This window comes from Gracilibacillus caseinilyticus (assembly GCF_022919115.1).
Taxonomy (GTDB): domain Bacteria; phylum Bacillota; class Bacilli; order Bacillales; family Amphibacillaceae; genus Gracilibacillus; species Gracilibacillus caseinilyticus.
On the sequence record NZ_CP095072.1, the window covers coordinates 3,481,628 to 3,496,311 of the forward strand.

General features: G+C 38.7%; 15 protein-coding genes, 1 riboswitch and 1 other annotated feature. Of the genes, 4 read left to right on the forward strand and 11 right to left on the reverse strand.

The features are described from left to right. Positions 1 to 214: 214 nt before the first annotated feature. Positions 215 to 397: riboswitch (Lysine riboswitch) on the forward strand. Between the two features lie 130 nt (positions 398 to 527). After that, positions 528 to 1,418: a 4-hydroxy-tetrahydrodipicolinate synthase gene (dapA, locus tag MUN88_RS16655; RefSeq protein WP_244717031.1), complete on the forward strand. Its 891-nt coding sequence runs from the start codon at positions 528 to 530 to the stop codon at positions 1,416 to 1,418. Between the two features lie 617 nt (positions 1,419 to 2,035). Here the strand turns inward: dapA and MUN88_RS16660 are convergent. Both MUN88_RS16660 and MUN88_RS16665 read right to left on the reverse strand, forming a co-directional pair. Beyond that, complete coding sequence (locus tag MUN88_RS16660) at positions 2,036 to 2,914, reverse strand: aldose 1-epimerase family protein (RefSeq protein ID WP_244717033.1); 879 nt, start codon at positions 2,912 to 2,914, stop codon at positions 2,036 to 2,038. Positions 2,915 to 3,040: 126 nt separating this feature from the next. Next, positions 3,041 to 5,140, reverse strand: coding sequence for a peptidoglycan D,D-transpeptidase FtsI family protein (locus MUN88_RS16665; protein ID WP_244717035.1), 2,100 nt, complete (start codon positions 5,138 to 5,140; stop codon positions 3,041 to 3,043). Between the two features lie 336 nt (positions 5,141 to 5,476). Between MUN88_RS16665 and MUN88_RS16670 the strand changes: the two genes are divergently transcribed. Next, complete coding sequence (locus MUN88_RS16670) at positions 5,477 to 6,484, forward strand: glycoside hydrolase family 11 protein (RefSeq protein WP_244724593.1); 1,008 nt, start codon at positions 5,477 to 5,479, stop codon at positions 6,482 to 6,484. Positions 6,485 to 6,541: 57 nt separating this feature from the next. Here MUN88_RS16670 and MUN88_RS16675 read toward each other — a convergent pair whose 3' ends face one another. The 4 genes from MUN88_RS16675 to MUN88_RS16690 all read right to left on the reverse strand — a co-directional run bounded on the left by MUN88_RS16675 (position 6,542) and on the right by MUN88_RS16690 (position 10,878). After that, the gene (locus MUN88_RS16675; RefSeq protein ID WP_244717037.1) at positions 6,542 to 7,747 is read right to left on the reverse strand and encodes an MFS transporter; all 1,206 of its coding nucleotides are present in this window, start codon (positions 7,745 to 7,747) and stop codon (positions 6,542 to 6,544) included. A gap of 62 nt (positions 7,748 to 7,809) precedes the next feature. Beyond that, positions 7,810 to 8,065: a binding site (T-box leader), on the reverse strand. Positions 8,066 to 8,121: 56 nt separating this feature from the next. Then, on the reverse strand, positions 8,122 to 8,295 hold the full coding sequence (locus MUN88_RS16680; protein ID WP_244717038.1) for a hypothetical protein: 174 nt from the start codon (positions 8,293 to 8,295) through the stop codon (positions 8,122 to 8,124). 76 nt (positions 8,296 to 8,371) lie between these two features. Then, positions 8,372 to 8,824, reverse strand: coding sequence for a GNAT family N-acetyltransferase (locus MUN88_RS16685; protein WP_244717040.1), 453 nt, complete (start codon positions 8,822 to 8,824; stop codon positions 8,372 to 8,374). Between the two features lie 914 nt (positions 8,825 to 9,738). After that, complete coding sequence (locus MUN88_RS16690) at positions 9,739 to 10,878, reverse strand: M20 family metallopeptidase (protein ID WP_244717042.1); 1,140 nt, start codon at positions 10,876 to 10,878, stop codon at positions 9,739 to 9,741. A gap of 101 nt (positions 10,879 to 10,979) precedes the next feature. On the opposite strand from MUN88_RS16690, the gene MUN88_RS16695 reads away from it, so the two are divergent. After that, a complete protein-coding gene (locus MUN88_RS16695) occupies positions 10,980 to 11,423 on the forward strand; it encodes a YaiI/YqxD family protein (protein ID WP_244717044.1) in 444 nt (147 codons plus the stop codon). Here MUN88_RS16695 and MUN88_RS16700 read toward each other — a convergent pair. Both MUN88_RS16700 and MUN88_RS16705 read right to left on the reverse strand, forming a co-directional pair. Further along, positions 11,420 to 11,569 carry a hypothetical protein gene (locus MUN88_RS16700; protein WP_244717046.1) on the reverse strand — a complete coding sequence of 50 codons (150 nt, stop codon included), beginning with the start codon at positions 11,567 to 11,569 and terminating at the stop codon, positions 11,420 to 11,422. The two genes, MUN88_RS16695 and MUN88_RS16700, sit on opposite strands and share 4 nt — an antisense overlap. Before the next feature lies 1 nt (position 11,570). After that, a complete protein-coding gene (locus MUN88_RS16705) occupies positions 11,571 to 12,347 on the reverse strand; it encodes an alpha/beta hydrolase (RefSeq protein ID WP_244717048.1) in 777 nt (258 codons plus the stop codon). A gap of 127 nt (positions 12,348 to 12,474) precedes the next feature. Between MUN88_RS16705 and MUN88_RS16710 the strand changes: the two genes are divergently transcribed. After that, entirely contained in the window at positions 12,475 to 12,741 is a 267-nt protein-coding gene (locus MUN88_RS16710; protein WP_244717050.1) for a hypothetical protein, read from the forward strand. A gap of 34 nt (positions 12,742 to 12,775) precedes the next feature. Here MUN88_RS16710 and MUN88_RS16715 read toward each other — a convergent pair whose 3' ends face one another. The 3 genes from MUN88_RS16715 to MUN88_RS16725 all read right to left on the reverse strand — a co-directional run bounded on the left by MUN88_RS16715 (position 12,776) and on the right by MUN88_RS16725 (position 14,663). After that, positions 12,776 to 12,994 (reverse strand): hypothetical protein, encoded by a 219-nt coding sequence (locus MUN88_RS16715; protein ID WP_244717052.1) that lies wholly within the window; start codon positions 12,992 to 12,994, stop codon positions 12,776 to 12,778. Positions 12,995 to 13,156: 162 nt separating this feature from the next. Continuing rightward, positions 13,157 to 13,651, reverse strand: coding sequence for a GNAT family N-acetyltransferase (locus tag MUN88_RS16720; protein WP_244717054.1), 495 nt, complete (start codon positions 13,649 to 13,651; stop codon positions 13,157 to 13,159). Positions 13,652 to 14,018: 367 nt separating this feature from the next. Continuing rightward, the gene (locus tag MUN88_RS16725) at positions 14,019 to 14,663 is read right to left on the reverse strand and encodes an SDR family oxidoreductase (protein ID WP_244717056.1); all 645 of its coding nucleotides are present in this window, start codon (positions 14,661 to 14,663) and stop codon (positions 14,019 to 14,021) included. Positions 14,664 to 14,684: the final 21 nt, after the last annotated feature.

Consider the following 14,684-nt stretch of genomic DNA (forward strand, 5'->3'; position numbering starts at 1 on the left):
TTGATACTTTCTGTTCGTTATGCATCACAGCACCTCATCCTAACATTAACATAAATATCCAGTAATGCAGGTTTAAATCTTAAAAAGAATGTAGAACAACAATTTATAGGAAGATTCGCTAATTTAAAATTCTCCATTGCAATCCAGTTCGTTTTTTGTTATAGTGGGAAACAACATAAAACAATTTAATATTTTACTTCAATTTTTTTATTGAAGTGAGAATAGAGGAGCAAAGACCAATAGTACATAATCGGAGGAAGATGTTACCTGTGATGATTATGGAAAGGGGAATTTGCCGAAGTAATGAAAGCAGACATCAGCTGTTATTACTGGTCCATCATTAAATAAATGCTGGGCTGTCATATAGTGAATAACTATATGGAGGGCTATCTCACGCATCGAATCCAATCATTCAAGATGCAACAATGATAGCCACATTGTTGCATCTTTTTTAATTGGGGATGAGATACCCTCTATTCAATGGAATGTCTCAATTGTTTTAAATCTTTGAATAGAGGTGGATAATAATGAATTTCGGACGTATTTTAACGGCAATGGTGACACCTTTTGATCAACAAGGCCAAATTGATTATAACAAAGCAGAACGATTAATTAATTACTTATTACAAAATGGAACTGATGCAATTGTAGTGGCGGGAACCACAGGTGAATCCCCAACCCTGTCAAAAGAAGAAAAGATTTCTTTTATTAAATTCGTAGTGAAAACCGTTAGCCGTCGTGTTCCAGTAATAGCAGGTACAGGCTCTAACAACACACAGGAATCGATTGAATTAACAAAAAAAGCAGAAACAATTGGTGCTGACGGCGTACTATTAGTTGCTCCTTACTATAACAAACCTTCTCAGGAAGGGCTGTATCAACATTTTAAAGTGATTGCTGAAGCAACGACATTACCCGTTATGCTCTATAACATACCAGGAAGAACAAGTGTCAATGTTAATCCGGATACGATCATTGAGCTGGCAAAGATTGATAATATCGTTTCGGTTAAAGAAGCTAGTGGTAATTTAGATGCAATGACAAAAATTATTCGCGAAACCAATGATGATTTTTCCTTATATTCAGGAGATGACACATTAACTCTACCAGCGGTAGCGATTGGTGCTGCAGGTATCGTATCCGTTTCATCTCATATCATTGGCAATGAAATGAATGAGATGGTTGCAGCCTGCCAAACTGGAAACATTGTACGCGCCCAAGAATTGCACCAGTACTTAGTACCGATTATGAAATCGATGTTTATGGCACCAAGCCCCGCACCAATCAAATCAGCACTTGGTATGTTTGGTGTTGACGTTGGAGAAGTAAGATTACCACTCGTTCCACTTAATGAACAGGAAATGACACTCTTGCAACATGAACTTCATTTCTTACAGAAAAATTATTATGCAGGATAAAGAAACGGGAAAGTCCTCCCGGTCCTAACTAACATAAATAATAAACAACTACCTATAATATGGATTATGTAAAGTAAAACTGACTGACATTGTGGTGATTTTAAAAGGCTTCATCTGCTTTGCAAAGCTCCGAAAATATGCTCCACGGACGCGGCTTCAGCTAGGCTACTACTTGAACTACTTCTAAAAGCAGTGATTCTTGGCATTATACGTCATCAGAGTAAGGCATAAAGCTGCAGTTAATGCTCTCTATCCTACCTGTCGCATTAACTGTGGAGTTAAACTTGAGCGTAAGCCAACCACGTAGATTCCTGCGGGACGTGTAGGTGCTGAAGCTAACTTTGTGAAGCGTTCTTCTTCACAAAGTTAGCTTCAGCCGTGCCCCGCAGGACGCGAAGTGGTTGGTTGGAGCGGTATCCCAGCACACTAAACATTTCAAAATTATTTCAACGATAGTTGACATAATCCATATTATAAGAACCCATTTTTATGTTCAGCATGATTACTTCTATGACTGTACTAGCGGTACGAAGTTTTGAAAAATTTGCTTTCTTACAGGTTAAAAAAACTTGCCCCTCTGTTTTTTATAATAGAAAGGGCAAGTTTTTTAGTTTTTATTAATAAAACTTAATATGATATTCTGAAGTAAAGGTTTCTCCTTTTTTAAGTTTTTGCACACCTAACTTCTCCTTCATATCTCCTGTAGCATCATAGGTGTCGGCTATACCGTACCAAGGTTCAATACATACAAACGGTGCTATTTTACCGTCTTCCCCATACGGTGACCAAACCCCTACAAATGGAAAGTTTCCAAAAAGTACTTCTACACCATTTTCTGATTTATGAGAAGCAAGTTTCACCTTGTCTATATTGCTGTAGACGAGTGCATCATTTTTAAATAATGAATTAGAAAGCGGAATTTCCTCTATATCATTAGCAGCTCCCTTCTCATGAATCAGTGCATCCTTCAGTTCGTATTCGATTACTTCTTTATCTTTGGCAGGTGTAATATGCAAGCTGTAGTCTTCCATTGTTTCATCTTCTATCAGAGGTAATCGGAATGCAGGATGTGCCCCAATTGAAAAATACATCTCCTCAGCATTTTTATTGATAATTTCCCAGCGAACAGCTAGTGATTCGCCCTGTAATGAATAATGTATGTATGCTGTAAATTCGTACGGGTACATATGACGAAATTGTCCATCAGAGTGAAACACGAATGAGATACTGTTTGTTGTATGTTTATCCACCTCAAATTCCACATCTCTCAGAAAACCGTGTTGTGACATGGTGAATGTCTTTCCATTAAGCTGATACTGATCTTCTTTTAATCTTCCTACAATCGGAAACAATACCGGAGAAACACGTCCCCAATAGGTTTTATCTCCAGTCCACATGTAGTCTAAGCCATTTTCCATGTGCTTTACTTTACGTATTTCTGCTCCTTGTTTTGCAATTTCTACTTTCAACACTTCATTTTGAATTTCCAAAGCCATTTAGATCCCTCTTCTTTTTCTTTCTTGTTTACGATTTTTCTATACCTTTATTATTATAACATTTGATATCTTTAGGTTCACATGTGACAGATTGTAGTAAAAAAAGAGCTAACTTTGTAGCTCTTTTTACTCTTCCTCTTCTGTTTGTTGATTATCTTTCATTTCGTAGTATGTTTTAATAATACGTTTACCGATTGCATGATGAATTTGATGTCTGCCTGATCCAGTACCATTTTCAGGTACCATGATGGCAAAGGCAACTTTCGGTTCATCTAGTGGTGTATATCCAATTAATGCTAAATTGTCGGTATAAGTTTCAACTCCATTGTCGACGATAGGCTTTTCTGCTGTACCGGTCTTCCCAGCCATTTCATAAGGAAAGCCACTCCACTGACCACTTGCCGTTCCTCGAGAACCAGCATACACTCTTCTAAAACCTTCTTGTACTCTCTCAATATACTTCTGATCCATTTCCACTCTGTTCAGAACTTCCGGCTCAAATGATTGAATGATTTTACCAGGAGCACTCTCCTCGCCACTAGGTTCTCTTATTTCTTTCACAAGGCGAGGTTTCATGCGATAACCATCATTCGCAATGGTCGACACATATTGAGCTAACTGTAGCGTTGTATACGTATCGTATTGTCCGATAGCTAAATGCATTAAATTTTCTGTACTAGGTTCACCAGTTAATCCTGTTGCTTCATACGGTAAATCAATACCTGTCTCGACACCTAGGCCAAACTGACTGTAATAATTTCTCAGCTTATTAAACGTTTCCGGTTCATTAATATTTAATGGTTCATTTTGCCGATAAACACCATTTCCAATTTTAATAGCTACTTTTGCCATGTACACGTTAGACGACCGTTCTAAAGCAACCAAATCTGAAATTGCCCCCATTGCTGAACCATGGGATGAGAATGATGGTGAACCTTTAATTTTAATCGGTGCATCCACCAGTGTCGAACCAATGCCTACTACACCTTCCTGATATCCAGCCAGCAAGGTCGCCCCCTTTATGGAGGAACCTGGTTCATGTGCATCATAAACTGTTCGGTAAGCTTGATTCATAAACTCATTTGTTTCACGGTCATAACGAAATCCGGACATTGCAAGTATATCACCGGTTTGCGGATTCATTACTACAGCTAATGCATCTTTTAAATAACCATTGTTACTAGCAGGGTTATGAATCGCCGTTTCCAGCTCTTCTTTCACAATCTTATCCACTTCTTGCTGAAATTCCATATCCGTAGTCAAGACAAGATCTTTACCCCTTTGTCCTTCCACCACAACTTCTGAACTAATAACATTTCCGTCTGCATCCGTGGTATAGTTCACTTTCTCTTTTCTTCCTCTTAAAACATGTTCATACTCCTGCTCTAATCCACTTTCACCAACACGATCATTCCTCGTATAGCCATTAGATAAATAAAACTGACTGTTGTCTCTTGGTATCCCTTGTTCAGAAGTAGAGATACCACCGATAAAAGAGCTGATCGTATTTTCATACATGTTTTTCCTTTCCCAATCAATCATCGCGTTGATTCCTTCCAGATGATAGAGGTTTTCTGCTACTTTCGCATACTCCTCATCTGTTAACCCTTCATTAACGACGATATGTGGTGACAATTCATATGCAGCGGCAAGCTCTTTCTTGATCGCGATAATGTTTAATAAATCAGCATTCCAGTCTACTTTGTCTAAATCTTCCTGTGTGATCTTCTTTAGTTCCACCTTATATTGTTCACTACTGTCAAGTGCCTTTTCTTCTTTTGTTAACCTCTCCGCTACTGTGTCACGATTCTCGAGATACCAATATTCTTTTTTATCTCTTTCGCTGATTGATTCTGTTAATTCTTCTTCATCTTTGATAATCGTGATATATGCCGCTAACTCTTCAGCTAATTTTAACAGGTCTTCTGCAGACTCCCCGTTCTTAGGCGGTGTATACGTAATCGCTTTTACCGGTTCGTTATCTAAAATTAAATCATGATTGCTGTCATACATTTTCCCTCTTGGCACAGCTTTTTCTGTAGGTGTATTAGCGGTTTCATTAATTTCCCGCTGTGCTTCTTCCCCATTCAGAATTTGCACAATACCTAACTGAACAATTAGTAGTGAAAAAATCAGAAAGACAAAGGCAAATAATATATTTAAACGAATAGGCAATTGCGATCGTTTCTTTTTTGGCTTTTTCTTTAATATAGCATTCGGCTTCATCCTGTATTCCCCCTCATTGTATACAGTATAACATGTTTCATGGAATATTTTATACTCATTAACACAAATAGCCATTTATGTAAGTCAACTATCTTATTTTAAGCTGTAAAAAATTTAGAAGTTAGTTTAGAAAGTAAAGGTCTTCGTGTAAAGTATTTCAATCCTTGCCAACATTCGTTATGCTTAACTCGAAGCGCCAAAGTAAGCGTTATCATATATTTAGGAGGTGGAACTGACTTACTGCAATACGACACTTTTCAAAAGATAAGGAGGAATTTGCGAGTGAAACAGCACCAAAAAAGATACCTTATTACCACATTACTTTGCTTTATCCTGATGGTTCCGGCAGTGAATGTACATGCCGCAGTAACAAGCAATGATACAGGTACCCATGATGGTTATGATTATGAGTTCTGGAAAGACAGTGGCGGTTCAGGCAGTATGACGCTTAATAGCGGTGGAGCATTTAGTGCGGAATGGAGTAACATTAACAACATATTGTTTCGTAAAGGGAAAAAGTTTGATCAGACACAAACCCACCAGCAAATTGGCAACATTTCGATTAATTATGGGGCGACTTATCAGCCGAACGGCAACTCATACTTGTGTGTATACGGTTGGACAGTGGATCCACTGGTAGAATATTATATTGTCGATAGCTGGGGCGATTGGCGTCCACCTGGAGCAACAGCAAAAGGTACTATTACCGTAGATGGTGGAACGTATGACATTTATGAAACGACCAGAACGAACCAGCCGTCCATAGAGGGAACAGCAACATTCCAGCAATATTGGAGTGTGCGCAGAACAAAACGTACAAGCGGGACCATCTCTGTCAGTGAGCATTTTAAAAAATGGGAAAGCTTAGGCATGGAAATGGGAAACATGCATGAAGTAGCACTTACAGTAGAAGGCTATCAAAGCAGCGGTACGGCTAATGTGTACAGTAATACACTAACGATCGGCGGCGATGAAAGTGGCAGTACGACCAGAGTAGAAGCAGAGACCATGACGAAAAGTGGACAGTATACCGGAAATATCAGCTCCCCTTTTAACGGAGTCGGGTTATACGGCAACAATGATTCCGTTAAATACACGCAATATTTTGCAAACGGTACGCACAGTTTTTCACTAAGAGGTGCATCCAATAATTCGAACATGGCCAGAGTTGATTTGAAAATTGGCGGACAGACAAAAGGTACATTTTATTTTGGTGATAGTTATCCTGCTGTTTATACATTAGACAATGTCTCTCACGGAACTGGTAATCAGGAGATTGAGCTCGTAGTTACGAGTGATGATGGGCAATGGGATGCATTGATCGATTTTTTAGAAGTCGAGTAACAACACTTTCTAGCCCCAACGGTATAATGGACCGCTGGGGCTGCTTTCATGTGTATTTTACTCCTGCCATTTAGCATATGAGAATCCTTTATAAATACTCCATACTAAGGCTATGGCCAACAATGTCATCACCCATCCACCTATTTGCACGCTGATTTGAATAGAAATTTTTTCGGCTGCAACACCTATCAAAGTAGTAACCAACATAATGAGGACAGCCTCAAAAAATTGAAACATACTAGCAATTCTTCCCATCATATAGACCGGAATATTATATTGAAAGTATGTAAGAATGCCTGTATTTGCAAAGGAAATGAAAAACGCGAGACTAAAAAATCCAACCGATGCCGACAAGAATGAACTAGAATAAGCATAGATGATGTACCCGATGGAAACAAAGATCGTGCCAGCCCCAATTAAAATATATATAGCGACTTTACTGCCAATGAGTGTATTAATGAGTGCTCCGACAACAATTCCCATGCCAGCAATGGATACCAGGATACTATATTCACTATTGGATAAAGACAGTACCACTTTTGTAAAAGACACTTCGAGAGAATCAATGCCACTCGGCAGTATGACCATTACACAGCTGCTTAGTAAATAAATACCCATAATGTGCTTATGTTTTTGACTGAATGTGAACACCATATGCCAATCTTCTCTTAATAGCTTTGAGGAAAATTTTTTATTCATCGAATCTTTTCTTTGATCCATGTCTACGTTTGGCAGCAGCCAAGTGATCATACCTGAAAATAATAATGCTACCGCATTGATTAAAATCGCCATTTCTGGGTCACTTATTAAAAATAGTAGACCTGAAATCGCTGGCCCGATAAAGAATGCACCCGATGTCACTAAACTTAAAATAGAATTAAACTGTTGTCTGCTGGTTTCTGGTATTAATTTCGTCATATAAGTGATCGATACTGGTTCGAATATTGCGCTTGACATGTTGACGATAAGTACAGCTGCGTAAATGGTGATAAGATCCTCTGTGAATAGTAATGAAAATATTACCAGTACTCTAAATAAATCAAGAAAGATCATTAAGTGACGCTTATTTAATCGATCTATCAAACTTCCAGCCCAAAGATTTGTCAATAACGTTGCGATAGGTTTTATTAAGTATAAGCCAGTAACTGCAAGTGGTGAGGATGTCTTATCTAACACAATCAAGTTTAAAGCAAGAAAGTATATCCATTCGCCAATATTTGATATGCCAATACCTAAAAGTAATAGAAATGCATAATATTTCATGTTGATTCCCCCCTGTTTCACGGCTATTTCTGAAACAAAAAAATCTCGCCCCAAGACTGTGTCTTAGGGACGAGATTTATTCACCGTGGTACCACCCATATTCGTTAATATATCACTATATTAACCTCTTCAAGTACAACAACTCTCTGCATATACTCTAGCTCTGTAACAGGAGCTCCTGTCACGCCATCATCTTTAAAGAAATCCAACGCGATACTCTGAGGCTTGTTTCAATAAAGTCATACATACCCCTTTTCAGCAGCTGGGGCTCTCTAATATGAATGGTTCTTTATTTACTCTTCTCTTCTATGTATGTAAGTATTAATTTTGTATATATTACCATTTAACAAGGTCCGATGCAAGACAATTAGATGTTACTTTTTCAGTAATCCTGTGAAGACAACGCCAACTATTATAAATCCTAATACAATCGGAATCAATAATTGACTGAGATAGTTGTAGACATTCATAAAGAGTTGTTGTAATGGTATGTCAAATAGAATTGCTAGGATGAGTAGAACTAAAATGGCTACTAACCATTTCCTCATTATCGACACACCGCCTCCCATAAAAAATGTTGTCACTCAGGATCTACTGCTTACATATTTGTACGTTTATATACCGTTAAAAATCCAACCTTAGCCGGATCATATCTCTGCATATAATACCATTTTCGTAAATTTTCTGTTGATAGTTTCGTATAAAAAAATCTTTATCAATTGCAGCTAATCTAAAACCACATTTTTGATAAAGTGCTAGTTGGTTTATGCTCGAGTTACCAGTACCAACTTCGATCGACTTGTAACCAGCTTTATATGCTCGCTGAATAGCATCCTGTACTAATTGTTTTCCCAATCCTTGACCACGATATTTATCTGCAATGGCAATATTCACTAATTCTACTGCAGAATCTCCTGCCGAGACTAACACATATACGCCGATGATCTTTCGGTTGTGTTCCATGACATAACATTCGCCATTCTTTAAATACTCTTGAACAAGGTGTGGAGACGGATCTGCTTCTACTAGTAATTCCATCGGTGGTACTTCATTGTTCGTTAATCGTCTGACTTCCATTTCTCACCCACCCTTCCTTTATTTATTCAGTCGGATTTTTCTTATCAGCTAATAAAGCAATACAACGGATACTATGGGTACTATCCACGTGATAAACAAGCCAAGTAACACTGAAATAATCGCTGATAAATTCATTTGTCATCCTCCTTTTTCATTATAAGAAAAAAGGGGAAAGCCCCAGCCGGTTCTAACTAACATAAATAATATACAACTACCTATAATATGGATTATGTAAAGTGGAACTGTCTGACGTTATGGTAATTTTGATATATTTCATCTGTTTAGTAAAGCTACTAAAAATTGCTTCACGTCCTTTAGGGCGAGGTTTTAACTAGCCTAATACTCGCACTACTTCTTTACTGCCTTGTGCCAAGGAAGGTTACTTCGAAGTGATTCCTGCAGACACAGGCACAGACAAAGTGGATCTTCAGCTCGTACTGACGCATGCGGAGCGGAGTCTCCACACATATTTCTTCCGTGAAGTGCTACAACGTATGGAACAGCTAAAAGCAGTCGTGTTGGGCATTGTATGTCATCAAATTAAGGTATAAATCTTGCAGATAGTGCTCCATATCCTACCTGTTGCATTATTTGTGGAGCTATACATGAGCGTAGGCCAACCACGTAGACTCCCGCGGGACGTGCAGGTGCTGAAGATCCACTTTGTGAAGTGCTTTTCTTCACAAAGTTAGCTTCAGCCGTGCCCCGCAGGACGCGAAGTGGTTGGCCGGAGCGGCATTCCAGCACATTAACAATTTCAAAATTACCATTAATCAGCTAGTTAACATAATCCATATTATAAGAACCCATCTTCATGTTCAGTATGATTACTTCTATGACTGTACTTATATGCTTTCTTAACGTATAAGAAAAAGTCCGCCTGATTGGAAAAGCGGACTTATCAACTTACAGCTTTAATACTTTGCTAACTCATTAATGACATGTGCTAACAATAACGTACGTGGTACAAATGAATCTAATTCGAGGTATTCACTTTCACGATGTGCCCTTCCGCCGACCGGTCCTAAACCATCGACTGTTGGAATGCCTAGCGCTGAGGTGAACGAAGCGTCTGATCCACCACCTGTTTCGGTGTCCTTAATAAATAAGTCTAACTCATCGCCCACTCGTTTTATAATTCGTAACAGCTTTTCGGTTTGTTCCGTTTTCTCCATAGGCGGACGATTAATGTCACCTTCTAATTTGACTTTAGTCCCATCTACTTCTGTACTGGCAATGATCTCAGCCATTTGTTCTTTAATTTCTTCTGCCTGTTCCTGTGTACGGAATCGCACATCAATTTGTGCAGTAGCATGGTCAGATACAGTATTAACTGACGTACCGCCTTCGATTAAGCCGACATTAACATGAATTCCCTCTTCTTCATCAGTGATTTCATACAATTGGATAATCTTATAGGCCAATTCCTCAATTGCACTTCTACCCTTTTCAGGTTCGATTCCTGAATGGGCTGCTTTCCCGAGTACCTCTAACGTATATTGTCCTTTTCCTCTTCTGGCTGACACGATCGCTCCGTTTTTGCGGGCTGGCTCCATAACGAGTGCAAATTTTTTGCCAACCGCGTGTTTTTCAATTAGTTCCCTGGATGTTGGTGAACCAATTTCCTCATCGCTGGTTAATAAAATTTCCACTTTGCCACAAGCATCGTTCTGACTATGAAGCAAGGCTTTGACAGCATAAATGACCGACACGATACTCGCTTTCATATCGATCACACCTGGACCATATGCCCGATTCCCCTCGATCTTAAAAGGCCTGGTGCTGGCTGTACCTTTTTCAAAAACAGTATCCATATGGGCAAGAATTAAAATAGTTGCGTCTGATGGATTTCCGCTTTTACTAACGATAAAATGATTTCCGAGGTCCGCCTGTTCTACTTTATGGACATGAAAATCTAATTCCTGATATATATCACGGAGTAGATGACCAACTTGATTGACCCCATCTTTATCATTGGAACCACTATCGATATTAACTAATTTCTCTAATAACTGCAGCATTTCATCTCGATGTTCTTCCAGATATCTTTTCATTTATTTCCCTTACTTTCCTTTTATACTAAGAAAATCATACTATAATTTAGGTCATTTTGCTATACTATTGATACACTGTTTATAGAAAAAGGGGTGGTAAGATGAAAATTTTTGTAGATGCAGACGCTTGTCCAGTTGTAGATATTATTATAGAAGAAGCAGGACGATATGATCTCGATGTCGTGTTAGTCAGGAGCTACAGTCATTTCTCGATGAAAGACTATCCGAAGCATGTCGAAGTGAAATATGTAGATGATGGTGCAGATGCTGCAGATTATCAAATTGTCAGAATGGTTAGTAAAGAGGATGTAGTTATTACACAAGACTATGGACTTGCGGCTTTATGCTTACCAAAAGGCAGCTACGTAATGCATCATATCGGCTTTCGTTACACCAAGGAAAAAATCGATCGCATGCTTCAGGAGCGACATCTCAATGCAAAAGCTAGAAAGGCAGGGCAACGAACGAAAGGACCGAAAAAATTTACAGAGGAACAAAAAGAAAGCTTCCGGTGTAAATTCCGAAAGCTGCTGGAAACAGTTTAGTCCTGCTGTTTCTCTTCTTCTACGACCTCTGCAATTCTGCTTACCTGCCAGCGTTGTGCTGTTTCATTATTTACCTCATATACTTTACCTGCCCGTAATAATTCTTTATTATAAGTTGATTGGACAAGCATTTTAACCTTTGCCAATTTACTCACCACTTTCTGCTATATAACCTGATAACCATCTGAGACATGCATTCTTCCAGTCTTTCGTGTAATTATGGTCATCTGCAAGGCCTAAACCATGTCGGCCATCCTGATAAATATGCAGTTCATAAGGAATCTGATAATGTTGTAGTGCATCTGCATAATGCAAGCTGTTCATTGATATAACTGCCTGATCATTCGCCGTAGACCAAATAAATGCTGGCGGTGTCTCGCTATGTACCATTTTCTCACACGAGTAAGTGTCAATCAATTCTGAGGCAGCATCAGGTCCGAGTAAATTATCTCTGCTTCCTTCATGTGTAAATTCCCCCATTGTAATCACTGGATAGCAAAGGATTTGAAAATCAGGTCTGGAGTTCATGTTCTGATTAACTTGATAACGGTTACTTATGACAGCAGTTAAATGACCGCCAGCAGAAAAACCTAATACCCCGACTTTATTATTTCCGGATAAGCCCCATTCTTTACGCTTCGTTTTAACAGTTATGATTGCTTCTTGTGCCTGAAGAATGGTCTCTTGATCTTTAATCGGTGCTACTTGATAACGCAACACACAGGCATGATAGCCATTTTCGTTTAACCATTTTGCCACTGGTTCGCCTTCGTGGTAAGCTCGGTGTCCATATCCCCCACCAGGAACAACTACTATGATTGGTGCATCTTGCTCACCATCGATTAAATATGGTGTCAAGCTTGGACAATCTTCATGTAAATACTCGTCTTCCCACTTCACATGTGTTTTTTCAATAATTTTCAATGAAACTACCATCCTCTTTTATATTTTATTTTTATGAAAATAGGTGAATACCCCTATCCTAAATTGTACCCGTTGCATAGGCTACTATCAAGTGATGAAAGAATCCAGTCAGAGAGGAGAATGCATTATGCATCATCACCAGTTCGAGATGGCACCACCTCATTTTCGCCATCCACAACAGCCATATCAAGATGAACGATTCTTCGGACCAATCGGACCACTGGGCGCTGGGTTGTTAGGATTTGGCCTTGGCTTCTTAGGAGGAGAGTTAGCAGGAGCACCAGGACCATATCCATACCCGCCTTATTATAACTATCCACCATACGGTCCGCCTTACGGACAGCCGTATCCTCCATATTGTCCAGGACCATACTGCGGGCCAGGCCCTTATTAAGATCAAATTAGTGCTTAGAACTCTCTTCTAGGCACTAATTTAATTTATCTTGGTATAATATGTTTCCATCTTCATCTAATCCCCTTATTTCTATTATGTAGGAGTTTTTGCCTTCCCAATTAATGAGAAACATACCATCTTCATTCACTTGACCTTGATATGTCTGGATTTCATTTCCCACTTTCTTTTTCATATATACCTCTTCTGCATGTACATCCACTTCAATGTCTGTAACTCTTGGATTATTTTTCACTCCATAATCAACTGTAAACTACAATATTTCCTGTCTATTATAATGGATCTTCTTATGATTTTCCCCATTTACATAAACCTCACATTCTTTTCATGTGGTTACCTTTTTGGAACAAATTTACATTTAATTAGGAGTTTTTAGGTGAATGTTCCTTACAATAAGTTATAAAAGCTTCGCCATATAATATTCATCGATAAATTCTCCATTAATCCTCAAAGAATCTTTTTTGGTTCCTTCCACTTCAAAACCCATTTTCTTATATAATGATATAGCGTGTTTATTTTTCGTTACTACAGTTAATTCCAACCTATGTATGACATGATCGTTGGCCCATTCCACTAGTTTATTTATGAGCAAATTGCCAATCCCTTGCCCTCTAAATTTATTGAGCACACCTATAACGATATAAACGGTATGCTTATTTCTGTTGGCATTTCCGCCTATTGCCATTACATACCCTGTCAGCTCTTTCTCTTCTGCCACAAGTATTGTTGCGTTTTCTTTATTTAATATATTTTCTATAACCTTTGATTGACTAGAAGTGTTTACTTCTCTTTCCCCTGGCTCCCATAGCATATATTGCGCTTCCTGTTCCACCTGACGTATCAATTTAGCGAATGGCTCTGCATCTGTATGCTTGATTTCTCTAATTAGCACTTTACTTCCTCCCCTTCCTAACTAGCATCATTATAAATAAGGCTTCCAATAATACGGATTATGTAAAGTAGAACTGTTTGTAATGTGGTAATTTTGAAATGGTATATATGCGTAGCAAAGCTCCGGAAATTTACTCCGCGTCTTGTGGGGCACGAAGTGGTTGGCCGGAGCGATCTCCTTGCACATAAAACATTTTCAAAATGGTCTTATCGATAAAATTTCTAGTTGACATAATCCGTATTAAAAGAACCGACCTTAAAGACATTGACTTCTGTCATTTGTTCTACGTCTGTAATTATATGCTTTCTTTACATACAAGAAAAGGAGATTAACTCCGCTTTAGGAATTAACCTCCTTTGCATTTTGATTATAAGTTTTTAACTGCCTCTTCAATATCAGTGTCGCCATTGATTAAATCAAATGACTGATTAACTGCATTGTCTGAAAGCAGACTTGCAATAATCGTATCCGCAACGTCTTCACGTGTCACAGATCCTGGTTCTAGGTTTTCTGCGATGCTAATTTTACCTGTACCAGCATCATTTGTTAATGCGCCAGGACGAATAATGGTATGGTCAAGCGTGCTTTCCTCTAAGATACGGTCTGCGTGATGTTTAGCGACAAAGTAATGCTTGATCTGCTCACTCCAATTTTTACGGTTATGTGCTTGGAAGGCACTTACCATCACGAAGCGTTTCACACCTTTGTTTACTGCTGCTTCTACCGCTTTGGCCGCACCGTCAAGGTCTATCAATAGTGTTTTATCAGCGCCTGTTTTCCCACCGGAACCGGCTGCAAATACAACGGCATCGATACTATCCATTGCATCTGCTATATCTGCTACGCTTCCTTCAAGATCAACAAGTGTTGTTTCTATGCCTTGTCCTTGGAATTTTTCTACTTGTTCTTGTTTACGGACCATTGCGACAGGATTCGTACCTTGCTGTGTATTTAATTTCTGTACAACATGAGTACCAATTTGTCCATTTGCTCCAATTACTAAAACATTCATCTGAAAAACTCCTCCTGTTGT

What these genes read in the sequence shown, in the direction of transcription:
- dapA (WP_244717031.1), top strand. Translation starts at nt 528, where the DNA reads ATGAATTTCGGACGTATTTTAACGGCAATGGTGACACCTTTTGATCAA.
- MUN88_RS16660 (WP_244717033.1), bottom strand. Translation starts at nt 2,914, where the DNA reads ATGGCTTTGGAAATTCAAAATGAAGTGTTGAAAGTAGAAATTGCAAAA.
- MUN88_RS16665 (WP_244717035.1), bottom strand. Translation starts at nt 5,140, where the DNA reads ATGAAGCCGAATGCTATATTAAAGAAAAAGCCAAAAAAGAAACGATCG.
- MUN88_RS16670 (WP_244724593.1), top strand. Translation starts at nt 5,477, where the DNA reads ATGGTTCCGGCAGTGAATGTACATGCCGCAGTAACAAGCAATGATACA.
- MUN88_RS16675 (WP_244717037.1), bottom strand. Translation starts at nt 7,747, where the DNA reads ATGAAATATTATGCATTTCTATTACTTTTAGGTATTGGCATATCAAAT.
- MUN88_RS16680 (WP_244717038.1), bottom strand. Translation starts at nt 8,295, where the DNA reads ATGAGGAAATGGTTAGTAGCCATTTTAGTTCTACTCATCCTAGCAATT.
- MUN88_RS16685 (WP_244717040.1), bottom strand. Translation starts at nt 8,824, where the DNA reads ATGGAAGTCAGACGATTAACGAACAATGAAGTACCACCGATGGAATTA.
- MUN88_RS16690 (WP_244717042.1), bottom strand. Translation starts at nt 10,878, where the DNA reads ATGAAAAGATATCTGGAAGAACATCGAGATGAAATGCTGCAGTTATTA.
- MUN88_RS16695 (WP_244717044.1), top strand. Translation starts at nt 10,980, where the DNA reads ATGAAAATTTTTGTAGATGCAGACGCTTGTCCAGTTGTAGATATTATT.
- MUN88_RS16710 (WP_244717050.1), top strand. Translation starts at nt 12,475, where the DNA reads ATGCATCATCACCAGTTCGAGATGGCACCACCTCATTTTCGCCATCCA.
- MUN88_RS16725 (WP_244717056.1), bottom strand. Translation starts at nt 14,663, where the DNA reads ATGAATGTTTTAGTAATTGGAGCAAATGGACAAATTGGTACTCATGTT.